The following is a 23428-nucleotide window of genomic DNA, read 5'->3' as shown; positions in this document are numbered from 1 at the left end:
TTCATGCCAGCGCGCTTCCTTACGGTTATTCGGGTGGCGGCCGCTCTTGTGGGTGGTCTGGTACTCCTATCGTGCGAAGAGCCGGTCGAGCTCACTATCGAGCAAACCAAGAGCCGGCTGGTAATCAACTCCAATTTCCTTCCCGGCGAGCCGGTCAGTCTACGGATCTCCGCCACGCGGCCGGTTGGTGGTCCGGTGGCCGCCGCGATCACCGATGCGGTGGTCACCCTCTACGAGGGAGATGAACTGGCCGAGGAACTTGACTATCACACCGATGAGAGCGGGGGCCTAGGAGGCCACTACCGCACGAAGCACTTTCGCCCGCAGGTAGGTCAGCGCTACACGGTCCACGTCAGGGCCCCGGGATACGATCCGGTAACCGCCGTCAGCAGTATACCGGAACCGGTACAACTGACCGGACTACAGATCGTAACCCTCAGCAGTGCCGTGGCGGACAATAAGCTGACCTACGACTTCACGCTGCTGGTGGAGTACGCCGATCCGGACCACGAGGTCAATTATTACGATTTGCGCGTGTACCAGCGGGTAACGCCGTATAAGTTAAGCGACGACGGGGACACGATCCGGATGTCGCCCTACCTCAAAACGGTGAGTACGCCGGCGTACGAGGCCGGCCAGGCCGAGACAATTAGCGTGCTGCTACAGGATCGGGGACCGCGCGGCGGGGTGCAGGTGCATCTACGGAGTTACCTTGACCCGCGGCAGGAGCTACTCGGGGAGATCGTTGCGGAGCTGCGGACGGTCAGTCCCGAATACTACTACTTTCAACGCAGCCTCGGGCCCGACCTGAGTGGCGTGAGCGGAGGACTACAGGAGCCCATCATTCTGTTCAACAACGTAAGTAGCGGATTGGGCATATTCGCCGGTTATACCTCGGTGCAGCTAGCCTTACAACTCGTCGCCTCGCTCTAGGGGATCACGTTGAACGGGAACAGTGGGCAGCTTACGGGTTACAAAGGTTTCCGCCCAGCGGTCGTGCAGCGCTCTACTCCAGGGATCGAGGATCATCCAGACCGAGGAGAACACCGGAAAGTTGTTGCATAGGTTGACGGCAAAGCTCTGGTTCAGCGGGTAGTAGGTGATAAAATTGACGTAACGCTGTAGGTCAGCTACCTCGGCAAGCTCCGAGGAGTCGAATGCACGAATGAGCACAAACAACGAGGCAAATTGCGATACGGCGAAGGGCAGGTAGCGCACAAAGCTCTGATTGAGTGTGATGCGGTAGTAGGTATGCCGGTCGACCACCCGCTGCTTGAGTAACCATTTGCCCACCGTGGCGCCGAAGCGGGCTTCCGTCAGGGGCTTGTAGAGAAATTGCAATACCCAGATAGCAACAACAACACTCAGATTCGGCCGAACCACCATGACGTAGTAGGTGGGAAAGATGAGGACTAGTAGCACGACCTGGTCGATGAACCAGGCCAGAAAACGCGGCAAAAATCCCACGGTGGGTACCGTGGTGGGATCGGGCAGGTCGGTGTAGCTGTTGGTAGTGATCACGTGGCTAGCTTAGCTACTATATCGCACGCGGCCTGCTTTGGTTTGTTGAAGGCTCAGACAAGTGGCGACAAAAAGCGGATGTAGGAGTATCAATTGTGCAGTACGACGGTACCCAACTCCCTGGCGAGATCAGCGCGTAACTGCTGCAGTTTCATCTGTACCTTGAGGTGGGTTCGGAGCTGATCGAGCTTACCCTCCTGTTCAAGTTCTACGATCTTGGCGGCATTTTCGCGGGCCTTGCGCTCAATCTTTTCCATGCGGAAGATATACAAAAAGGTCTCGGCAGCCAGGCGGTGGTTGTCCTCCGGTAGCTTCTGCGAGAGGTGCAGCCCGTACATCTCCTTCCAGTTGGGGCTGTAGGTGTAGGGACTTACCGCGGCGTCCACCGCCAATTTACGCAGCGTAAGATCGGGCTGACTGGCGTACCAACTCGGGGCAGGGGTCTGTCCACTACGTACCTGCTCGGTCACGGCCGTTACCATATCTCGGAAGGCTGGAGCATCGAAGGACTGGAGGAGGTCGGCCACGTTACTGGTTAGGTAAGCAGCAATGGTCACGCCCGCTTCCTCATCGTACCACTGGTGACCGTGCCGTACGAGTAATTCGACCAGGTGGCGTTCCTGAAAGGAATGACCGGCGGAAAGGGCAGGGGCCTCGGTAGCGGGTGCAACGAAATCCTGCCGGGCAGCGGGCGGAGCTTCCGGGCTACCATCGGTATCGCCGGCCCAGCCCGGCTCCCGTAAACCCGCCCAGTCATCGTCGTGTGCTCCGTCGGAGGTGTTGCCGCCGCCGCCCGCGCGGCGCTCGCGCCGCGCTTCCCGCTCCTGCTCCTTGCGCTGCGCTTTGCGTCGGTCGCCGATGGCTTTGTTCACCAGATTGACAAGAAGGGTCTCGTCGAGCCCCAGGCGGGTGCTGAACTGCTGGAGGTAACCGGCTCGTTTGAGTGGATCGTTGACCAGGGCCAGGGTGCTACTGACATCGCGGATGGCCTCCGTACGCTTGCCCACGTCATCGCCGGCTTCTTCCAGCAGAAGATCGGCCTTGAAGAAGAGAAAGTCGTGGGTCGTATCCTGTAGGTAGGCCTCGAAACTGGTGATACCCACCTCCTGCAGGTAGCTGTCCGGATCGTGGCCATCGGGTAAGACCACCACCCGCACGTTCAGGTCATTTGTGAGCAGTACGTCCACGCCGCGCAGGGCTGCCTTGATGCCGGCCTTATCGCCGTCGTAGAGCAGCGTTACGTTTTCGGTGAAGCGCTTCACGAGCCGGGCCTGCCCACCCGTAAGACTCGTACCGGAGGTGGCAACGACATTTTTGATGCCGTTCTGGTACAGGCTGATGACGTCGGTATAGCCTTCCACCATGTACACCAGGTCGAGCTTACGCACCGTCTGCCGGGCCTGGTACATGCCGTAGAGTACGTCCGATTTGTGGTATATCTCCGTCTCGGGACTGTTGACGTACTTCGGTGCCTTGACGTTCTGCTTGAGGATGCGACCGGCGAAGGCGATGGGCTTACCCGCTACGTTGTGAATGGTAAACATCACGCGGTCGAAGAAGAAGTCGCGGCGGTTGCGCACGAGTCCGAGCTTTTCGAGCTGCTCCTCCTTGTGGCCGGCGGCGGTGGCGGCTTTGTACAGGCCGTCACGCTGGGTAGAAGCATAGCCCAGGCCAAAGGTCTCGATGGTGTCCTTGCGAAAGCCCCGCTGCTTGAAATATCCCAATCCAATACTCTTTCCCTCTTCGGTGTGGTAGAGCTGATCGGCGAAGTACGAGCGGGCGAAGTCGTTGGTGATGAGGAGGCTTTCGCGTTCCTGTAGCTCCTGGCGTACCTCCTGGCTGACCTCCTTTTCCTCTAACTGAATATTATACTTTCCGGCGATCCACTTGATGGCATCCGGGAAGGAGAGCTGCTCGAGCTCCATCAGAAACTTTACCGGGTCGCCCCCTACCCCACAGCCGAAGCACTTGTAGATGTTCCGGGCGGGGTTGACGTTGAAGGAAGGCGTCTTCTCATTATGGAAGGGGCACAGGCCCATGTAGTTGTTCCCCCGGCGCCGCAGATTGACAAAATCCCCTACTACATCCTCGATACGGGCGGAATCGATTACCTCCCGGACGCTGTCTTCCGTGATCATGGCGTAAAGGTACGGACTCAGATCGTCGGCTAAGTGTCAGACAGTAGCATAACCGGATTCATAACTCGCTGACGGTCAGAAGCCTTAAGGCTTTTTTAACCAAAGCAGCCGGTTAGGGATGCATACTTTTTTGGTCCCCAATTGTCTTAATAGTACACCGCGGCGCGGCCCGCTTACGACCGCAAGAATTTAATGGGTGTTCTCATAGTGTGTGGACTGTCCCGGCTGCCTATAGGCGGACCGGGGCAGTTTTTTAGGGGGCGGTGGGTACCTCACCGATCACTTGCAACTGTGAGAGGTCCGGGCTGGGTTTGCCCCCGGCATCTTCCAGCGTGATCGCGAAGGCGGCGGCATTGGGTATGAAACGCACGTCGAGCAGGGTATCGCTGGTGAGCTCCTCGTCGAGGACTCCGAGGTCCTGCGGGCCGTTGGCGTCGATGGCCCAGAGCTGATACTGCTTACCGGCAGGTGGAGCGGGCAGGTTAGCGGCGGAAAAAAGCACTTCACCGGCCTGCTGATTGTAGAAGACGACAGCGCGGCTGTCCGGGGCGTTATCCGATCCGGCCAGCACGATCCCCCGGGTGTCTGCATCACTGAGCAGGGCCAGTTGCTGCCGGTTCTCCTGGTTGTTGTCGCGGATGCGCTCACAGTCCTGTTCGAGGGTAGTGAAGCGTTGCTGCAGCTCGCCGATGGAGGTACCACGGCGCTGCGCCTGTTGGTAAAAGTAGTACAGACCGAAGAGGGCCATTCCGAGCGCCAGGGCGAGCAGCCACAGCGGCCAGTTAGGCCGCCTGGGTGGTGGCGGATCATTTTTTGCGGCTGTGGGTCGGGCGGCGGCCGTGGTCGTCGGCAGCGCCGCGAGCACGGCCGTCAGCGCGGTGGGTGCCGGTGGGGTGAGTTGACCGTTGAGGATGGCATACTCTTCCAGCGCCAACTCAATCTCTTCGATCTCCTGCCGTACGTCGGGGTACTGCTCGGCATACGTCTCCACCTGCCGACGCTCGTCGGGGCTGAGGCGGTCGAGAACGTAAAGTTCCAGAACGCCGGAGTTTATGTATGCTTGGATGTCCACAGGTTGTTAAAGAGAGAGTTGGTAGTTAGATTAGAATAAGGCGATAACTAGAAGAATGATGAGTTCGTTTTTGAGCAGTTCGCGCAGTTTTTGCAGGGCACGGCGTGACCGGGTCTTGACCGTACCCAGGGGCAGATCAAGAGCCTCGGCAGTTTCGGCCTGCGTGTAGTCCTTAAAGTAGAGCAGGTCAATTATCGACCGGTAGTTGTTGTCCAAAGCGTCAAGCAGCTTCGCGAGTCCGATGTGCTCCACGGGCATCGTCTCGCTCAAGGTGGTATGGTTAACTACGATGGCGTCAATCCCATCGGTTTTGCCATTTTGTCGGTAGCCCTTAGAGCGCACCCGGTCAATGGCCGCATTTCGGGCAATGCGGGCCATCCAGGTGAAGAGCCGACTCTTGCCCGGTTCGTAGGAGTCGGCGTTTTCCCAGATGCGCAACAGGACGTCCTGCAACACCTCTTCACAGATCTGTGGCTCGGTGACAATCCGGCCGATAATATTGTTGAGGGCACCCCCGTAGTGGTCAAAAAGGTAGCGCATACCGGCCTCGTCCTTCTTCAACAGAAGTTCGAGAAGGGTATCTTGCTTGTCCTGATTGGCCGGTGAGGGCATACTGGGGGATAAAATTAATGCGGCGCGGCGCAGGTGCAAAGTAAGTTATTTTTTTTGCTGACCAAGGGAAATAAAGCTATTCGGACGTGAATTCACACGTCTCCTTCACCGTTGGAGTACTTTGTGCGCCGGCAATAACCTACGCACGGATGAAAAAAAGCTACGCATGAAAGCGGTTCTCGGTGGTATTGGGATTGGCCTGGTGTTTCTACTAGGCTGGTTAATTCTCCTCAGTACCCACGACGAACGTGCCTCGGTAGCGATCGAGCCGGCTGCCGCACACGCAGCAGCTGTCGATACATTAACGTATGCCCTGCCCCAGCGGGTACACCCCATGGATCTACATGGCCCCTTCTCCTTTGCCGGCCAGCCCCTGCCCCTGGAGAACTTCGATGTGCGCGAGCGGCTCGACCTGGAACTGATGCGCAACGCCTACTTCCACCGCAACACCTTACTACTGCTCAAACGGCGGCGCCGCTTCTTTCCTACCCTTGAGCGCGTCCTACAGGAGGAAGGCCTTCCGGACGACCTCAAGTTTCTGGCCGCCGCGGAGAGCGGACTGGATAATGTGCGCAGTCCAGCCGGAGCCCGGGGGGTCTGGCAGTTCATGGCCCCGACCGCCCGGGCCTTCGGACTGGAGGTCACCGATGAGGTAGACGAGCGCCTCGATCTGGAAAAGAGCACCCGGGCCGCGGCGACCTATCTCCACGACTACTACCGGCAGTTCGGCGACTGGCACAAAGTCGCCGCTGCCTACAACATGGGTGGTCCGAACCTCAAGCGATGGCTAGAAAAGCAGCGCGCCGAGGAGCTTGTGGATCTCGACATCAACGGAGAAACCATGCAGTACCTCTTTCGCATCGTAGCCCTTAAGACCATCCTCCAACACCCCGAGAAGTTCGGCTACTACCTGGAGTCCAAGGACGAGTACCCGGCCCTAGACCGCTACCGTACCGTTACGATCACAACTTCCGTACCCAACCTGGGCGACCTGGCCCGCGCCGAGGGTACTACCTACCGCATGCTCAAACTGTACAACCCCTGGCTAGTCTCCGGGAGCCTAACCGTACGCCCGGGTAAGCAGTACGAGGTGCGCATTCCCCTACCGTAGTCGTGGCTTTAGCCGCACCACTCCACTATATTTCTCCCATGCTAGCCACCCTCCTTAAACCCTACGCCCACTATACCCGCCGCCGCCTTGTTTTCCAGGCCGGACTGGCGGTGGAACTACAGGAAGAAATCCGCCGCGACCTGGTACGTACCGCCCAGTATACTGCCTTCGGGCGCGACCACGATTTCGGGGCTATCCATACCTATACGGATTTCAAGCAGCGGGTGCCGATCGGCGACTACGAGGATTTTCGCGACTACGCCGAACGCATCAAGGCCGGCGAACGGGACGTGAGCTGGCCCGGTCGGGTGCGCTACCTAGCAAAGACAAGCGGTACGACCAGCGGCATAAAGTACATTCCCCTCACCCACGAGAGCCTACCCAACCACTTCGGTTCGGCCCGTACTGCCCTGTTTAACTACGTAGCCGAAACAGGGCATAGCCGCTGGCTGGACGGCAAGATGATCTTCCTGAGCGGGAGTCCGGAGATGGACGATACCAATGGCATCCCCACCGGCCGACTCTCCGGTATCGTCAATCACGAGGTGCCGGCCTGGCTGCGCCGCAGCCAGCTGCCGAGCTACGCGACCAATTGCATCGAGGACTGGGAAACTAAGTTGGAGCGCATCGTCGACGAAACCCTGGCGGCCGACATGCGCCTCGTCAGTGGGATACCTCCCTGGGTACAGATGTACTACGAGCGGCTACTGGCCCGCACGGGCAAAGCCACCGTAAAGGAAGTCTTTCCCAACCTGGAGATATTCGTCTACGGCGGGGTCAACTTCGCGCCCTACCGCGATAGCCTGGAGCGGCTGGTGGGTGAGCGAATCCCAAGTGTAGAGACCTACCCAGCCAGCGAGGGGTTCCTCGCCTTTCAGGACAGCCAGACCGAACCGGGTCTACTGCTGAATACGGCCAGTGGCATCTTTTTTGAATTTGTGCCGGCTGACGAAATAGGTAGGGACCGGCCAACCCGCCTGTCGCTCGGAGAGGTGGAGCGCGGCGTGAATTACGCCATTATACTCAGCACCTCGGCCGGCCTATGGGCCTACAACATCGGCGATACGGTAGAATTTGTCAGCATGGCTCCCCACCGTATCCGCATTACCGGACGCACCAAACACTTTATCTCCGCCTTCGGGGAGCACGTGATTGGCAAGGAAGTGGAAGAAGCATTACGGGAAGTAGCCCCCCAGTACGGGGTCGAGGTCACCGAATTTACCGTAGCCCCGCAGGTGAATCCAGCAACTGGGTTACCCCATCACGAGTGGCTGGTGGAATATAGCCAGCCGCCCACCGATGCAGAAGGGTTTGCTGCGGCGCTCGACCGGGCAGTGGTCCGCGCTAACAGCTACTACCGGGATTTGATCGAGGGTAAGATCTTACGTCCGCTCGTAGTGACGCCCCTTCCCGCCGGGGCGTTCCGCCATTACATGAAGGAGGAGGGTAAACTAGGGGGGCAGAACAAGGTACCCCGCCTGGCCAACGACCGCAAACTAGCGGACGCCCTGGGGAATTCCTTAGCTTAGCGGCCAATTAGACCGAGCCTATGAATTGCCGAGTGGTATTGAGCTTTTGCCTACTGTGTTGCACCTGCGTACGCGCCCAAACCTTCTCTTTCTTGAGCGAAGAGCAGAACGCCTTCGTGCAGCGGGAGGTAGAACGGCTGACGCTAAAGCAGAAGGCCGGGCAGATGACCCAGGTGGCCATTGACTTAGTATTCGAAGGACCGACCTACGTACTCACCGTGCCCCCCGTGCTCAGCGAAGAACGATTGGACCGCGTAGTGGGGGAGCTCGAAATTGGGTCCATCCTGAATCACCCGAGCCGGACCTACCCCACGCCGGCCGAGTTTAGGCAGTACATTGGCGCGATCCAGGAAAAGGCCATGGCCACCACGGGGGTGCCGGTGCTCTACGGGCAGGACGCGATCCACGGCGTGAATTACGTCAGGGGGGCCACGCTTTACGCCCAACCGCTGGGTGTGGCGGCTACGTTCGATACCACCCTGGCCCGGGAGCTAGCCGAGATCACGGCCTACGAGATGAAGGCGGCAAGCATCCCCTGGAACTTCAGTCCGGCCATGGACGTGGGGCGCCAGCCCGCCTGGCCACGCAACTACGAGAGCTTCGGCGAAGATCCCTACGTGAACAAGGTCTTCGGACTAGCCATGCTGCGGGGCTACCAGGGTGAAAACGTAGCCGACTCGACGAAGGTGGCCGCCTGCCTCAAGCACTTTACCGGCTATGGCTCGCCGCTCAGCGGACGCGATCGCACCCCGGCCTACCTGCCGGAGCGCCAGCTCCGGGAGTACTACCTGCCGCAGTACCAGGCGGCCATCGACGCCGGCGCGCTGAGCATAATGATCAACAGCGGAGAAATCAACGGAGTGCCGGTCCACAGCAGTAAGGAACTGCTGACCGATATCCTGCGCGGAGAGATGGGCTTCGAGGGACTGCTGGTGTCCGACTGGCAGGACGTACGCTACCTCTACGAACGCCACATGGTGGCCCGAGACCTGAAGGAAGCCGTCAAGATGGCCATCGACGCCGGCATGGACATGAGCATGACGGCGGTGACTACTGACTTTCCGCAGGTCGTCGTAGAACTGGTGCAGGAGGGACAACTCACCGAGTCACGCATCGACACCTCCGTGGCCCGTATCCTGGCCGTAAAGGTGGCCCTGGGGCTGTACGATAAACACCTCTGGGATCCCGAATCCTTCCCTGAGTTTGGCGGCGAGGCGTACGGTCGACGGGCGCTTCAGTCGGCGGAGGAGTCGATCGTACTACTGAAGAACGACGGCCTACCACTGCCCATTAAGCCCGAGCAGCGTATCCTGGTGGTGGGCCCTACGAGCGATAACATGCGCAGCCTCAACGGCGGGTGGACCTACAGCTGGCAGGGGCAGGAAGCGGATACCTACTTAGCGGACTACAACACCATCCGCGAGGCCGTGGAGCGGGAATTCCCCGGCCGCGTGACCTATACCGAGGGGGTAGGCTTCGATACCCTCATCGACATCGACCGCGCGGTGTCGCTGGCCCGCGCATCGGACATCATCGTCCTCTGCGTGGGAGAGCTCTCCTACACCGAAGACCCCGGCAACATCAATAGCCTGGTGCTGCCCGCCGTACAGCGCCGGCTCTTCAATGCGCTAGATAGCCTCGATAAACCCCTCGCGCTGATCATGACCGCCGGTCGGCCACGGCTGATGACCGGCATGGCCAATCGCTCCGAAGCCGTGCTCTTTGCCCCCTACCCCGGTCCCCGGGGCGGCGATGCCATCGCCGGGATTCTTTCCGGGCGGGTCAACCCCAGCGGACGACTCCCCCTCACCTACCCCCGCGAGCCCAACGCCCTGGTATTGTACGACCACAAACCTACCGAGGCACGTAACGGTACCTACAATCCACTGTTCGAGTTCGGCTACGGCCTCAGCTACACCGACTTCACCTATGCGGATCTAGCCCTCAGCAGCCGCGTGCTCAATCCGGACGACACCATGACCGTCAGCCTGCGCGTCACCAATGCCGGGAACCGGGCCGGGCGGCATTCCGTATTGCTCTTTTCCAGCGATCTGGTAGCCAGCATTACCCCTAGCGTGAAGCGGCTGCGTAAATTTACCAAGCTCCACCTCGAACCCGGAGAGTCGCAGACGGTGACCTTTCAGCTTACCCCCGAGGACCTCGCCTTCGTCGGCCGCGACAACGAGTGGGTGACCGAGCCAGGTACCTTCCGCCTGATGGTGGGGGAGCTGGAGGCGGAGTTTGATTATGAGGAATGATCAGGAATGGTCGGCCGACGACGACTACCGCGCCTTAGCCTCCCGCACCATCGCCTTCACCGCCTCCCGCAGCTCCACCGCGTCGTACACGATGCCATCCTTAATGGTATAGCGGATGCCTTCGGTCGTGGTCACCTCGTTATCCTCCGTCAGGCGCGTGGTACCGGTGCCGTAGAGCACCTTTAGGTCCGCCAGGGGGTTATCGGCTACCAGCACGATATCGGCCAGTTTGCCGGGCTCAATGGTGCCGATCCGGTCCTCCATCCCTAGGGCTTCGGCCCCATGCAGAGTCGCGGCCTGGATCACCTCCAGGGGGTGGAAGCCGGCCTCGCGCAGCAGCTCCAATTCGCGGATGTAGCCGAAGCCGTACAGCTGGTAGATGTAGCCGCTGTCGGAGCCGGCCGTGACCCGCCCGCCGCGGTTCTTGTACTCGTTGACGAAGATCATCCAGAGCTGGTAGTTACGCTTCCAGTTCACCTCCTGCTCCGTGCCCCAGTGGTGCCAGTAGCTGCCGTGGCTCACGCGGCTCGGCGCGTAAAACTTCATCAGGCTGGGCAGGGTGTACTCCTGGTGCCAGTCGGCATTGCGCGCCCGCATCACGTCGCGGTTCGCATCATAAATATTGAAGGTGGGGTTGATGGTGAAGTCCAGGGCGATGAGCTCGTCCAGCACCGCGTTCCAGTGGTCGCTGTAGGGGGCGGCGGCCTGCTCCCAGAGCTTTCCGGCCTCCCCGAACCGGTGCTCCTCGTTCTGGTAGTTGTAGTCTACCGAATAATCCTGCACGTTGCGGTCCTCGAAGAGCGCCTCGGGCAGGCCGTACCAGTGCTCCATGGTGGTCAGGCCGGCGCGGGCGGATTTCAGGACGTTCCACTCCCCCACGTTGAGCTGGGCGTGGTGGCAGGCGCTGCGCAACCCAATTTCTTTGTTTATGGATAAAGCAGCCTCCATCAGATCGGGGCGCAGACCAAACAGCTTAATGCCATCGGCTCCAGCCGCTTTGTTGGCCCGGATCCATTCACCTACCTCCTCGGTAGTGGTAAAGGGCTCCTCCCGGCCCATGCCGAAGCCCACGTAGGCCATGATGCGGGGCGCGACGATCTCATTGGCTTCCGACCGCCGTTTGTGCGCCAGCGTCCACTCCCGTCCGTTAAAACTTCCCGGCTCGCGCACCGTGGTGATGCCGTGGCCGAGCCAGAGCTTGTATACGTAGTCGGGCGTTGTACCCTGGGCGCGGCCACCGGTATGTCCGTGCATGTCCACGAACCCGGGTAGGGCATACATACCCGTGGCATCGATTTCCCGTCCACCGGCTTTGAGTGGTGGCCTACCTGCTGAGTCGATCATCACCCCCGGGAAGCCGACCGTACGGGTGGAAACAATACGGTTGCCCTCGATCACGATATCCACCGGTCCGATCGGCGGCGCCAGGTTCCCATTGATCAGGGTCACCCCGCGGATAATTAGCTGGTTGAAGGGCCCCTCCCCGAACTCCCCCCGGGGCGCGGCATCCGTCATCTGAGCTAGTACTAGGGCGGGGCCGCAGGTGCAAACGAACAGCAGAAGGCGAAGGGTAGATCGTGGCATACGGCGAATGTAGCACATTCCCTTACCTTTGCGGGCGCCCAACCGAACCAGCGACCCGCATGAGTAAGCGTAAAAAGCAAAAAGGCCGTAGTAGCAGCACCGTGGCCGAGCCGGCCCGAGCGGCCGAGCCGATCCGCGTGGTGGCTACGCCAAAGGTGACCGCGGAGCGACGGGCGGCGACGGCGACGGCGGCGGCAACTACTACCGATGCGGAGCGCAGCACCCGCCCGCTAGTCTTCGGTCGCGCTACCTATCTCTGGCTGGGTGGCGGCTTTCTACTGGTCGTCATCGGATTTTTATTCATGATCGGAGGACGTGGTGATGACCCGACGGTATTCGACGAAAGCGTCATCTACAGCTTTCGGCGCATCACCCTTGCACCGATCATCATTCTCTGCGGCCTAGGCGTGGTCATCTACGCGATCTTTAAAAAGTAGGCTGTGGCGGACATATTGCGCGCGTTGGTCCTGGGCATCGTACAGGGCCTTACCGAATTCCTGCCCGTCAGTAGCAGTGGGCACCTGGAACTGACTAAGTGGCTATTCAACGATACTAGTCTGGCCCAGGATAGTATGCTGATGACCGTGACGCTCCACGCGGCTACGGCGCTGGCCACCATCGTGGTATTCCGGCGGGACGTTGCCGAGATACTTGCTGATCTGTTCAAGTTTGGGTGGAACGGGGGTACGAAGTTCGCCCTTCTAATCATCGTGAGTATGGTCCCGGCGGCTATCGTGGGGGTGATGTTCGATGCCGTACTCACCACGCTATTTGACCGCCAGATCGTGCTCGTAGCCCTGATGCTGGTGGTGACCGGCTTACTTCTCTTTCTAGCCGATCGGGCCAAACGCACCGAGAAGAGTGTAGACTGGAAGGATGCCGTACTCATCGGCATCGCTCAGGCCATCGCCATCCTACCCGGTATCAGTCGCTCGGGCGCTACCATTTCTACGAGCGTGCTGCTGGGCATCGACCGGGAGAAGTCGGCGCGTTTTTCTTTCCTGATGGTCGTACCGCTCATTCTGGGCAAGATGGCGAAGGACGTACTCGACGGCGACTTCACGGCTACCAGTTCGGCCGTGGAGTTGTCGGTAGGCTTCGTGGCGGCTTTTCTCACGGGCATCGCCGCCTGTGTCTGGATGATCAAACTGGTCAAAAAGGCAGAGTTGAAGTACTTCGCTTATTACTGCTTCACGGTGGCCCTTATCGTGCTTGTCATTAAATCGCTTGCGGCTTAGGTCCGGCACCTATACCTCCCTATGCTTTCTCCTACGACCAGCCCCCCCTTCGCCTTCCGGGAGGGGGCCATGTTTCTGATCGACAAACCGCGGGGCTGGACCAGCTTCGATGTCGTCAACAAGCTGCGCTGGCGCATCCGCAAGCACCTGGGCGTAAAGAAATTCAAGGTCGGCCATGCCGGTACGCTGGATCCCATGGCTACCGGCCTACTCAATCTCTGCGTCGGCCCCTGGACGAAGAAACTTCAGGAGCTGGAAGGCCTCGGTAAAGGCTATACCGGAACGATCAGGCTCGGTGCCACCACCCCATCTTACGATGCCGAGACGGAGGAGGATACCCACTACCCTACCGAGCACCTTAGCCTCAAACTACTCCGGCAGCACACTCAGCAATTCACCGGCCTCATCGAGCAGGTACCGCCTATGTACTCTGCCATCAAGGTCGACGGTCAGCCGCTCTATAAGCGGGCCCGACGGGGGGAGACTATCGAGGTGAAGGCCCGCTCGGTGGAGGTGAGTCAGTTTGACCTCAGCAATTTTACCGGGGCTTCAGTTGATTTCGCGATCAGCTGTAGTAAGGGGACCTATATCCGCTCCCTGGCTCACGATCTGGCCCGGGCGGCGGGAAGTGGCGGGTACCTGACGGCGCTACGGCGTACGGCCGTGGGCCCCTACCGGGTGGAGGATGCCTGGGTGCTGGAGGAGTTGCTGGAGGCTATTTCCGTGTAGCGACGGCTTGAGCCGTCACGCTGCCTGGATCACAAAGCAGCGTGACGACTAAAGTCGTCGCTACACGTCCGCCTCCTCCCACGCTTTCGTACGCTCGATGGCCTTCTGCCAACCTGCATACCGTCTGCTGCGCTCCTCCTCGCCCATCTCCGGCGTGAACTCCTGCCCGAGTTGCCAGGTAGCAGCCAGATCGCCGCGCTTCCAGAAGCCCACGGCAAGGCCGGCCAGCATGGCAGCCCCCAGGGCGGTGGTCTCTACGATACGCGGCCGTTCCACGGTCGTGCCCAGGATGTCAGCCTGGAATTGCATCAGGAAGTTATTGGCGCTGGCGCCCCCGTCTACGCGCAGGGTCTTCAGCTCCGTACCGGCGTCCTTCTGCATCGCTTCGAGGACGTCCTTGACCTGGTAGGCTAGGCTCTGTAGCGTAGCCCGCACGATGTGGGCTTTGGAGGTACCCCGGGTAAGCCCGAAGATGGCCCCGCGGGCGTACATGTCCCAGTACGGGGCCCCGAGCCCCGCAAAAGCAGGGACCACGAACACCCCCCCCGTGTCCTCCACCTTGCGGGCGTAGTACTCGCTGTCGGGGGCCTCGTCGATAAGCTTGAGCCCATCGCGCAGCCACTGGATGGCCGCCCCGGCAATGAAGACGCTGCCCTCCAGCGCATACTCCGTCTTGCCGTCGATCTCCCAGGCGATGGTCGTCAGCAGACCGTGTTTACTCGGCACCGCCTCCGTACCGGTCTGCAGCAGCATAAAGCAGCCCGTGCCGTAGGTGTTCTTGGCCTGTCCGGGTTCGAAGCAGGCCTGACCGAACAGCGCCGCGTGCTGGTCGCCGGCCATGCCCGCAATCGGGATCGAGCCCCCGAATACCTCCGTCTGCCCATACACCTCGCTGCTCGACCGCACCTCCGGCAGCAGCGCCCGGGGCACCTGCAATTCCCGCAGCAGCCGCTCGTCCCAGTCCCGCTTGCGGATATCGAAAAGCATGGTCCGGCCGGCATTCGTGACGTCCGTGACGTGCGCCTTTCCACCGGTCAGCTTATACACCAGCCAGCTATCCATCGTGCCGAAACAGAGCTCCCCCCGTTCGGCCCGCACCCGCGCCCCCGGCACATTCTCCAGGAGCCAGTCGATTTTCGTGCCGCTGAAGTAGGCGTCGATGACCAGTCCGGTAGTCTGCCGTACGTGGTCCGTCAGCCCCCGTTCTTTGAGCTGGTCACAGCGGCCCGCCGTACGTCGGTCCTGCCAGACGATGGCGTGGTGGATCGGCTCACCCGTTGCCCGGTCCCAGATGAGGGTGGTCTCCCGCTGGTTGGTGATGCCGATGGCCGCGATGTCCGAAGCAGTAGTTTTGGTGCGCTCCAGCAGTTCGCGCACTACGGCGGCCTGGGCCGTCCAGATCTCGTTCGCATCGTGCTCTACCCAGGCGGGTTGGGGGTAGTACTGGGTGAATTCCTTCTGAGCGGTACCTATGATAGTACCGTCGTGGCTAAAGAGGATGGCGCGGCAGGAGGTCGTGCCCTGGTCAAGGGCGAGTACGTAACTAGGCATGATCGGCGATGGGTGTGTGCCACAATATAGGCACCCCCGTATGAGGCCCGCCTAGACCCGCTCGGCCATAACTAGCTGCTCGTAACGCTCTAGCAGCCGCTGGGCCAGTTCGCGGCGGTCGTAATGCCGGTGAAATGCAGCGTGAGCGTTACGCCCGATTTGTTCCAACTTGCGGCCGCGGCGGATGCAGTCCTCGATGGCCAGGAGAAATTGGGCGGCGGTATCGGCAATAAATAAATCGCGGCGGTTGCGCGCCCGGATACCCTCCAGCCCCACGGTAGTCGTAATTACGGTCCGGCCCAGCGACATGGCCTCCAGAATTTTAGCCCGCATGCCACTTCCACTGAGTAGGGGCACGACACTGATGCTGTGCGCCGAGACGAAGGAGCAGCTATCGGCTACCTCGCCGTGTACGACGACCCGGTCCATCCGTAGCTGCTGAATGGCGTGGGGCATATTGCGGCCGGCAATATGAAACTCCAGGTCCGGAAAGCGGGCGTGTAGCTGCGGCCAGACGTCATTCAAAAACCACTGCAGGCCCTCCAGATTGGGCAGCCAGTCCAGCGAGCCGATAAAGTGTAGGCTGGGAGCCGTGGCGTAGCTGTCGTAGGTGGGCGGACCGCACTTAGTCTCCAGCCCAATGGGGAGTACGAAGGTCTCGCTACGGCACCCCAGTCGCTCGAAGTGCTTCTTATCGCGCGGCGTGATCGGCAGCAGGAGGTCGTACTGATTGAGCTGGCTACGCTCGTAGTCCCGCAACTGCTTGGTGAGGTGGCGCAGGTACCAGCGCTTGGGGGCAAAGCCGATGTTCTCGCTACAGCGCTCCCAGATTTCGTGCTCCACGTTGTGCGACCGCATGACCACCTGGGCGTTGGAGAGCCGGCGGATGGTGCTGAGGTAGGGCGCCAGGTACAGCGTTTCGAGCTGGACGATGTCAAAGGTAGCTTCCCGGAGCCAGGTGCTCAGGGCCTCCCGGTAGGTATCCTGGTCGAAGCGGCTGATGTGGTAGGAGGTGCCCCGTACCAGATTGGCCACGGCGTCGACGGGGCTAATGGCGTTGTCGACCGCCACGGTACGCACCTCCTGGTAGTGATCCATTTCCTCGGGCAGATCGGTACCGGCAAAGTAGTGCTTGGAGGTATTCATCGCCAGCAGGCTGACCCGGCAGCCTAGCTCGCTCAGGCTTTTCGTGAGTCCGTGGATGGCCAGGCTCTCCCCGTCCTTCAGGGGGAAGGGAAACTTCTTGGTCAGGACGAGTAGGTTCATACTAGGGTGGCGTGGCGGGGGGTAGGTCTTCTGTACACTCTGATAAGCGCAGGTAACCAAACGTTGCCCCGCCGCAAAATTATTCCCAACGGTCGTTGGCGGGGTCGTCGTCGTACATCCTGCCCCGTGCATTGAGCCGCACGGACTGAATGGCTCGTTGGTCAAGGTCGAGCGTAAAGGAATAGTTCGGTGCCGTCCACCCCCAGTCGGGGAGAACCGTCCAGTTTGTCGCGTAGGCGGGCTGTGGTTTTTCACCGCGTAGGATCTGTGGCGCGATGTAGTAGTACTGCTGCGTACTATCCTTCAAGCTCACGGTCACCTCCAGGGGCATCGGCATCCGTCCCAGCCGCTGCAGCTCGATGCGGGTCCGGGTACCGCTACTGTCCACGTTGACCACGGCGTAGTCGGCGTAGTTGGTGCCGTTGATCCAGTATTCCCAGTACCAGTCTAGTTCCAGCCCACTGCACTTTTCGGCCACGCGAATGAAGTCGTTGGGGTTGGGGTGTTTGAAGCGCCAGTCGTGGTAGTACCGCTTGAGGGTACAGTCGAAGGCTTCTTCGCCGATGATGTAGCGGAGCTGCTCCAGGAAGACCGCGCCGTTGGTGTAACTCGCCACCCCGTAGGCGGCATTGGTGGCAAAGTGGTCGGCGTGGGTACTCAGCGGCTCCTGCAGTCCGGTGCTACGGAAGCCCCGCAGGCTCTCGTAGGTGCGCGCGTGCGGGTTCTCGGCTACCTCCCCCGGAATGAGCCCCTCGGCCCGTAGCTGGTTCATCACCTCGCTGCTGGCCCAGCTCGTGAAGCCCTCGTCCATCCAGGCGTAGAGGCTCTCGTTGGTGCCCATCAGCATCTGGTACCAGGTGTGCATCAACTCGTGCACGGATACGCCGACCAGGCTCGTCATGCTGCGCTGCCCGGTAATGAGCGTGGCCATGGGGTACTCCATGCCCCCGTCACCCCCCTGGATAAAACTGTACTGCTTATAGGGGTAGGGACCGTAGTGGGCATTGATGTAGGCAAAGGCCGAGTCCATGATCGGCGGTAGTGCCCGCCAGTTTTCGGTGGTCTCCTCACCCGGCTGGTAGAAGAAGTTGAGCGTGGTACCGTCCGACCGCCGCAGCGTATCGTGAGCGTAGTCGGGGTCGGCCGCCCACACGAAATCGTGCACGTTGGGGGCTACGAAGTGGTAGCTTAGTCGGGCCGGCCGCTCAGCCGGGTCGGGCGCGTAGCCGTAGCCAATCTCCCCGGGGTTCTGCAGGTAGCCGGTGGCTCCCACTACGTACTTGCTATCGATATTTATGGTCACGTCAAAATCGCCCCACACCCCGTAGAACTCGCGGCCGATGTAGGGATTGGCGTGCCAGCCCTGGTAGTCGTACTCGGCCAGCTTAGGGTACCACTGCGCCATGCTGTAGTCGATGCCCTCGGCGTTGTCGCGTCCGCTACGGCGGATTTGCAGCGGCACCTGGGCGTCCCAGCTCATGGTGAATACGGTGCTATCACCCGGTAGGATTGGCTCGGCCAGGGCCACCTCCAGGATGGTCTCCGCCTCCGTATAGGTGAGCGCCTGACCGTCCTGCTCCAGCGTTTTTACCCGCAGATAGCCGATCTCGTCCGGAGTGAGCTTACTGATACGGTCGTTCACGCGGTCGTCGGCGTCCGGCAGGGTCAGGTTGCGCAGGTCCATCTGGCTCCCCGGCTGAAAGGCATTGAAGTAGAGGTGGTAAAACACGCGGTCGAGCGTATCCGGCGAGTTGTTGTGGTAGGTCAGTCGCTGGGTACCGGCGTACTGGTGGGCAGCGGCGTCGAAGTCGATGTCCATTACGTACTCCACCCGTTGCTGCCAGCGGTCGGGCTGCGCAAACAGAAGGGCGGGGCCGCAGGTGCAAAGCAGTAGGAACAGGCGGTAGAAAGCTCGTGGCACGGGGTCGAATTTTGTGCGAAGGTAGCTTGACTACTGCTTTCCCACAGGGCCTAAGAATCAGCTATCAGTTCGAGTTATCTCGCCGCGGCCGTAGCTCCAGACAGTGCCTTACTTTGTAATGGGGTGAACATAATAGCTACTAACCCACCTATTGTGAATACGGGCAACACCCAAACAACATAACTCACGAACCTCATTTCCACACTTATGGCCATTTCTACCAATCCCACACCTGCTCCCGCGCCGCGCCGCCCCATTCGCGACACCGCCGAGACCTACCCCCTGGAATACGCTGCCTTCAATCGGGTACGCTGGGGAGCGATCATCGCCGGTACGCTGATCGCTATCGCGGTCAGCTTCGCACTCAACCTGCTGGGCGTAGGTATCGGGCTGAGTACCATCAATCCGACCACCGAGGCCAACCCGTTTTCCGGCATTGGCACCGGGGCCATCATCTGGTACGTCGTGGCTAATCTCATCGCCCTATTCGTAGGAGGCTACGTAGCCGGCAGACTCGCAGGGTTTCCCAAAGAAACTACGGCTGGACTACACGGGGTGCTAGCCTGGGCGCTATTTACCCTGCTGAGCCTGTACATTCTCAATTCCGCCGTAGGCCGCGTCTTCAATATTGTGGGTTCTACCATCTCCACCGTGGCCTCGGCTACGGGTAGTGCGGTGGGGGCTGCCGTACCGGATGACCTCGGCCAGCGCATCGAGCAGGGGCTACAGAATTCGGACATTAGCCTGCAGAACATCCGCCGCGAGGCCTTCCAACTCCTAGAGGACACGGGGAAGCCCGCTCTCGATCCCGACAACCTGGAACAAGATGCCCAGGCTGCAGCCAACACCGTAGAGCGCAACGCGGGTGACGTGGCCAGCAGCCCCTACGGAGCCGGTCGCGAGGTTAACGACATCATCGACCGTATCGCCCAGCGTGGGGAGAACGTGGTCAACGCCGCCGATAAGGACGCACTGGTGAATGTCATCGTGGCCCGCACCGATCAGACGGAGGCCGAGGCTCGCCGTACCGTCGACGGTTGGGCGCAGCAGTACCAGGAAGCAAGGGCGGCCGCCGGACAAAAGCTCGAGCAGCTGGGTGAAACGGCCGAGGAGGTAGGGGGTGACGTAGCCGACACGCTGGCTACCGCCTCTATTCTCGGATTTCTCGGCCTGCTGGCAGGTGCCGGAGCGGCTTTCTTCGGGGGTACGCTGGGACGGCCCCATGACCTCACCCTTTCCGCTGACGGCAAAACGGTAAATGCCGCCGACGTAAGTTAGTCAACTACCGGTCCTGCGGCCCGTGGCTGCTGTGTAAGGCATCCCTTCCTATCTTTGCGGCTCGCAAGACTGATGTATGCCCACACCCCAACCCCGCCGCCGTACTTACCTACCCGTACTCATCGGACTGGTCGTGCTCGCCGCCGGCAGCCGCCTGCTACCCCACTGGCCAAACTTCGGACCCGTCGCAGCGATGGCCCTATTCGGAGCAGCGGCTTTTCCCCGCAGGTGGATGGCCTGGGTGGTACCCTTCCTGGCGCTTTACCTGAGTGACCTTGCGCTGAATAACGTGCTGTATAGCGAGTACTATACCGGATTTTACTGGGGCTTCAACAGTTGGGTGTACCTGGGTTTTGCACTTACGGTGATACTGAGTTTCGGGCTACTACGTGGTAAGGAGTTCAGCTGGCTGCGGCTAGGCGGGGTGACAATTGGGACTACGCTGCTCTTTTTCCTGCTCACTAACTTTGGCACCTGGCTGGGCTCGTCGCTGTATCCACGGTCGGTGGCGGGACTGCTAGCAGCCTATACGGCAGGACTTCCCTTCCTGCTCAATAGCCTGGCGGGTGATGTCTTCTTCGCCGGTGTACTGTTTGGCGGGGCGCATTACCTGCGTACCGCCGGTCACCCCATCACCCAACCGGAGGGCATCTAGGGGTATGAAGTGGAGCGGCTGGTGGGTCGTCGTAGTGCTGGCGGGGGTCCTTCCCTGCACCTGCGTACGCGCTCAAATTGTAAACATTGAGGACCAGCGGCGGGGATTCGATACCCTGGGCTGGTACGGGCAGATCGACCTGGGCGGCAACCTGACGCGCAACCAGAATAAAGTAGTGAGTCTGAACGGCAACGTGCGCGTGGACCGTAAGGGCACCGATCAGGCACTCCTAGCGCTGGCCGATTACCGGCTAGTACAGGTGAGTGGGAACAACGCCTTGAATGCGGGCTTTTTGCACCTACGCTATGCCCGCTACCTGAGTGAGGTATGGCGCTGGGAGGCCTTTACGCAGGTGCAGTACAATGAGCAGTTGCGGCTGGGGCTACGCACCCTTATCGGTACCGGGCCACGGCTTAAACTGATTTCTAGCGGGAAAAATCGGGTCTACCTGGGGGTATTGTACATGTACGAATACGATGAGGTGGCCGAGGGCACCATTACCTACCGCGACCACCGGCTGAGTAGCTACCTGAGCTTTTCGCTCTTTCCGCTGCCTAATGTGGTAGTTAACAACACGACCTACTACCAGCCGGTGATCCCGGATTTCCGGCTGCCGCGGCTGTCGAGTATCACCTCCCTAAGTCTGCGGCTGACCGACCGGCTGGCCTTTAACACCAAATATAGCATCACCCACGACGCGCTGCTGGTGCAGGGACTGGAGGACGTACCGGCCACGACCTACGAATGGAGCAACGGATTGCGCTACAGTTTTTAACTTAGGCGAATGGATAAACTATTCCTCCCCCTCCTGCTTTGTACGCTGCTAGTGGCCTCCTGTACCACCGAACCGAAACCCACCACCATGCGCAGCGCTGACTATCCCGCCATCCCGGTGTCCTACCCCGAGACGCGAACGGACTCCACGGCCGATGATTACTTCGGCACCACGGTACCCGACGAGTACCGCTGGCTAGAGAACGACAATAGTGCCGAAACCAAGGCCTGGGTCCAAGAAGAGAATAAGGCTACCTTCGGCTACCTGGAGCGGATCCCCTTCCGCGAGGCCATCGAGGAGCGGCTCACCGAGCTGGTGAACTACCCGCGGCTGTCCAGTCCGTACAGGGTGGGCAAATACTACTTCTACTCCAAGAACGATGGACTACAGAACCAGTCGGTGATCTACTACAAGGAGGGAATGGACGGTCAGGAGAAGGTCTTCATCGACCCCAATGCCCTTAACGCCGAGGGCACTACCAGCATCAATTTACTCGGCGCCGATAAGCAGAACCGGTATATGGCCTACAGCCGCAGCGATGCCGGCAGCGACTGGACGAAGATCTACATCCGCGAGATCGCCACCAATCAGGACCTCGACGACGAGCTTGAGTGGGTTAAATTCAGCGGAGCGGGCTGGTACGGCGACGGCTTTTTCTACAGTCGCTACCCCGCCCCGGCCGCGGGGGAGGTACTCAAGGGCAATAACACCAACCACTCGGTGTACTTCCACCGCCTGGGCGAGCCCCAGCGCACCGACCGCCTGGTGTACGAAGACCAGGCCAACCCTAATTATTACCACTACGGAGGTACCAGCGAGGACGAAGACTACTTCATCATGTACGCCGCCCCGGGCACCGATGGCTTTGCGACCTATTACCTGCCGCTCGATGACAGTGGTACCCTACCGGCAAAGATCGAGCCCATCGCGCTGTTTTCGGATACCAAGAACAAGAGCCAGGTCGTGCACACCGCCGGCCGCGACTTCTGGGTGCACACCGACATCGGTGCCCCCAACTACCGCCTGGTCAAAATCAACCTCGACAAACCGGGGAAGAGCAACTGGAGGGAGGTCATCCCCGAGGCGGAGAACCTGCTGCAGGGCGTCAATACCGGCGGTGGCTACCTCTTCGCCAACTACCTGGAACGCGCCACCGACCGCTACTACCGGCTCAATTACGACGGCGACGATAAGACCGTCATCGAGCTGCCCGGCGTAGGCTCAGCCGGCGGCTTTGGGGGCAAGGAGGAGGAAAAGGAGCTCTTTTATGTCTACACCAGCTTCATTTATCCGCCCACGATATTTTCGTATAACGTAGCGACTAACGAGAGTAAGCCCTTCTTCCAGCCGGAGCTGAAGTTCGATCCCGCCGAGTACGAAGAAAAGCAGGTCACCTATAGCAGTAAGGACGGCACGGAGGTGACGATGTTCCTGGTGCACAAAAAGGGGCTGGAGCTAGACGGTGAAAACCCTACCTACCTCTACGGCTACGGCGGATTCAATATCAGTCTGTCACCGAGCTTCAGCGCCATGCGCATCCCGCTGCTCGAAAACGGTGGCGTCTTCGCCATGGCGAACCTGCGCGGCGGCGGGGAGTACGGAGAGGAATGGCACCAGGGGGGGATGCTCAAGAATAAGCAGAACGTATTTGACGACTTCGTTGCCGCCGGCGAGTACCTCATCGAGCAGGGGTACACCAGTAAGGAAAAACTCGCTATTGCCGGAGGGTCCAACGGTGGCCTGCTGGTGGGAGCGGCCATGACGCAACGGCCGGACCTGTTCGCCGTGGCCTTCCCGGCCGTTGGGGTGATGGACATGCTACGCTACCACAAGTTTACCGTCGGCAAGGGCTGGATCCCGGAGTACGGGAGCAGCGAGGACTCCAGCATGTTCCCCGTACTGCGCGCCTACAGTCCGCTGCATAATCTGGAGCCAGGCACCGACTATCCCGCCACCATGATCACCACCGCTGACCATGACGACCGGGTGGTACCGGCCCACAGCTTCAAGTACGCGGCAAAACTGCAGGCCAGTCAGGCCGGCGAACGGCCGGTACTGATTCGGGTAGAAACCGACGCCGGCCACGGGGCGGGTAAGCCCATCAGCAAGTCGATCGAGGAGCAGGCCGACATGTGGAGCTTCTTTTTCTACAATACCGATGCGCCGGTCAGCTACGGGGTGAAGGGATGA

19 protein-coding genes are annotated in these 23428 nt (G+C 60.3%); 11 read left to right on the top strand and 8 right to left on the bottom strand.

The genetic code is table 11. From position 1 onward, the window contains the following. Nucleotides 1–3: 3 nt before the first annotated feature. The gene (locus tag ACOOHD_RS03790; protein ID WP_420460236.1) at nucleotides 4–933 is read left to right on the top strand and encodes a DUF4249 domain-containing protein; all 930 of its coding nucleotides are present in this window, start codon (nucleotides 4–6) and stop codon (nucleotides 931–933) included. On the opposite strand, the gene ACOOHD_RS03785 is transcribed toward ACOOHD_RS03790, so the two are convergent. The 4 genes from ACOOHD_RS03785 to ACOOHD_RS03770 form a co-directional block, all read right to left on the bottom strand. Beyond that, nucleotides 910–1521 carry an RDD family protein gene (locus ACOOHD_RS03785; protein ID WP_420460235.1) on the bottom strand — a complete coding sequence of 204 codons (612 nt, stop codon included), beginning with the start codon at nucleotides 1519–1521 and terminating at the stop codon, nucleotides 910–912. The genes ACOOHD_RS03790 and ACOOHD_RS03785 overlap by 24 nt on opposite strands. Before the next feature lie 89 nt (nucleotides 1522–1610). Then, nucleotides 1611–3659, bottom strand: a complete 2049-nt coding sequence (gene dnaG, locus ACOOHD_RS03780) for a DNA primase (RefSeq protein WP_420460234.1) — start codon at nucleotides 3657–3659, stop codon at nucleotides 1611–1613. Nucleotides 3660–3912: 253 nt separating this feature from the next. Further along, nucleotides 3913–4731 (bottom strand): anti-sigma factor, encoded by an 819-nt coding sequence (locus tag ACOOHD_RS03775; RefSeq protein ID WP_420460233.1) that lies wholly within the window; start codon nucleotides 4729–4731, stop codon nucleotides 3913–3915. Nucleotides 4732–4761: 30 nt separating this feature from the next. Continuing rightward, nucleotides 4762–5343 (bottom strand): RNA polymerase sigma factor, encoded by a 582-nt coding sequence (locus ACOOHD_RS03770; protein ID WP_420460232.1) that lies wholly within the window; start codon nucleotides 5341–5343, stop codon nucleotides 4762–4764. Nucleotides 5344–5509: 166 nt separating this feature from the next. On the opposite strand from ACOOHD_RS03770, the gene ACOOHD_RS03765 reads away from it, so the two are divergent. The 3 genes from ACOOHD_RS03765 (at nucleotide 5510) to ACOOHD_RS03755 (ending at nucleotide 10241) form a co-directional block, all read left to right on the top strand. Beyond that, on the top strand, nucleotides 5510–6454 hold the full coding sequence (locus ACOOHD_RS03765) for a lytic transglycosylase domain-containing protein (RefSeq protein ID WP_420460231.1): 945 nt from the start codon (nucleotides 5510–5512) through the stop codon (nucleotides 6452–6454). A gap of 38 nt (nucleotides 6455–6492) precedes the next feature. Then, complete coding sequence (locus tag ACOOHD_RS03760) at nucleotides 6493–7983, top strand: GH3 auxin-responsive promoter family protein (protein WP_420460230.1); 1491 nt, start codon at nucleotides 6493–6495, stop codon at nucleotides 7981–7983. Nucleotides 7984–8075: 92 nt separating this feature from the next. Further along, nucleotides 8076–10241 carry a glycoside hydrolase family 3 N-terminal domain-containing protein gene (locus ACOOHD_RS03755; protein ID WP_420460229.1) on the top strand — a complete coding sequence of 722 codons (2166 nt, stop codon included), beginning with the start codon at nucleotides 8076–8078 and terminating at the stop codon, nucleotides 10239–10241. 24 nt (nucleotides 10242–10265) lie between these two features. Here ACOOHD_RS03755 and ACOOHD_RS03750 read toward each other — a convergent pair whose 3' ends face one another. Further along, entirely contained in the window at nucleotides 10266–11825 is a 1560-nt protein-coding gene (locus ACOOHD_RS03750) for an amidohydrolase family protein (RefSeq protein ID WP_420460228.1), read from the bottom strand. Nucleotides 11826–11884: 59 nt separating this feature from the next. On the opposite strand from ACOOHD_RS03750, the gene ACOOHD_RS03745 reads away from it, so the two are divergent. From ACOOHD_RS03745 to truB, 3 genes are read left to right on the top strand one after another with little or no spacing between them, the layout of a single operon-like run. Next, nucleotides 11885–12262 (top strand): DUF3098 domain-containing protein, encoded by a 378-nt coding sequence (locus tag ACOOHD_RS03745; protein WP_420460227.1) that lies wholly within the window; start codon nucleotides 11885–11887, stop codon nucleotides 12260–12262. A 3-nt stretch (nucleotides 12263–12265) separates the two neighbouring features. Beyond that, nucleotides 12266–13063: an undecaprenyl-diphosphate phosphatase gene (locus tag ACOOHD_RS03740; protein WP_420460226.1), complete on the top strand. Its 798-nt coding sequence runs from the start codon at nucleotides 12266–12268 to the stop codon at nucleotides 13061–13063. Between the two features lie 21 nt (nucleotides 13064–13084). Further along, nucleotides 13085–13792 carry a tRNA pseudouridine(55) synthase TruB gene (gene truB / locus ACOOHD_RS03735; RefSeq protein WP_420460225.1) on the top strand — a complete coding sequence of 236 codons (708 nt, stop codon included), beginning with the start codon at nucleotides 13085–13087 and terminating at the stop codon, nucleotides 13790–13792. A gap of 60 nt (nucleotides 13793–13852) precedes the next feature. On the opposite strand, the gene glpK is transcribed toward truB, so the two are convergent. From glpK to ACOOHD_RS03720, 3 genes are all read right to left on the bottom strand, one after another. Next, nucleotides 13853–15343, bottom strand: coding sequence for a glycerol kinase GlpK (gene glpK, locus ACOOHD_RS03730; protein WP_420460224.1), 1491 nt, complete (start codon nucleotides 15341–15343; stop codon nucleotides 13853–13855). A gap of 51 nt (nucleotides 15344–15394) precedes the next feature. Next, nucleotides 15395–16609: a glycosyltransferase family 4 protein gene (locus tag ACOOHD_RS03725; protein WP_420460223.1), complete on the bottom strand. Its 1215-nt coding sequence runs from the start codon at nucleotides 16607–16609 to the stop codon at nucleotides 15395–15397. 79 nt (nucleotides 16610–16688) lie between these two features. Then, nucleotides 16689–18530 (bottom strand): M1 family metallopeptidase, encoded by a 1842-nt coding sequence (locus ACOOHD_RS03720; protein ID WP_420460222.1) that lies wholly within the window; start codon nucleotides 18528–18530, stop codon nucleotides 16689–16691. A gap of 207 nt (nucleotides 18531–18737) precedes the next feature. On the opposite strand from ACOOHD_RS03720, the gene ACOOHD_RS03715 reads away from it, so the two are divergent. The 4 genes from ACOOHD_RS03715 to ACOOHD_RS03700 all read left to right on the top strand — a co-directional run bounded on the left by ACOOHD_RS03715 (nucleotide 18738) and on the right by ACOOHD_RS03700 (nucleotide 23428). Further along, complete coding sequence (locus ACOOHD_RS03715; RefSeq protein WP_420460221.1) at nucleotides 18738–19808, top strand: hypothetical protein; 1071 nt, start codon at nucleotides 18738–18740, stop codon at nucleotides 19806–19808. A 76-nt stretch (nucleotides 19809–19884) separates the two neighbouring features. Next, nucleotides 19885–20463, top strand: coding sequence for a DUF6580 family putative transport protein (locus ACOOHD_RS03710; protein ID WP_420460220.1), 579 nt, complete (start codon nucleotides 19885–19887; stop codon nucleotides 20461–20463). A 4-nt stretch (nucleotides 20464–20467) separates the two neighbouring features. Further along, entirely contained in the window at nucleotides 20468–21238 is a 771-nt protein-coding gene (locus ACOOHD_RS03705) for a DUF481 domain-containing protein (protein WP_420460219.1), read from the top strand. Between the two features lie 9 nt (nucleotides 21239–21247). Beyond that, complete coding sequence (locus ACOOHD_RS03700) at nucleotides 21248–23428, top strand: prolyl oligopeptidase family serine peptidase (RefSeq protein ID WP_420460218.1); 2181 nt, start codon at nucleotides 21248–21250, stop codon at nucleotides 23426–23428.

Origin of the sequence: Neolewinella sp. (genome assembly GCF_965214665.1) — a bacterium.
In the GTDB taxonomy this organism is placed as follows: domain Bacteria; phylum Bacteroidota; class Bacteroidia; order Chitinophagales; family Saprospiraceae; genus Neolewinella.
The sequence above is the reverse complement of the archived record's forward strand: the minus strand, read 5'-3'. Positions and strand labels throughout refer to the sequence as shown.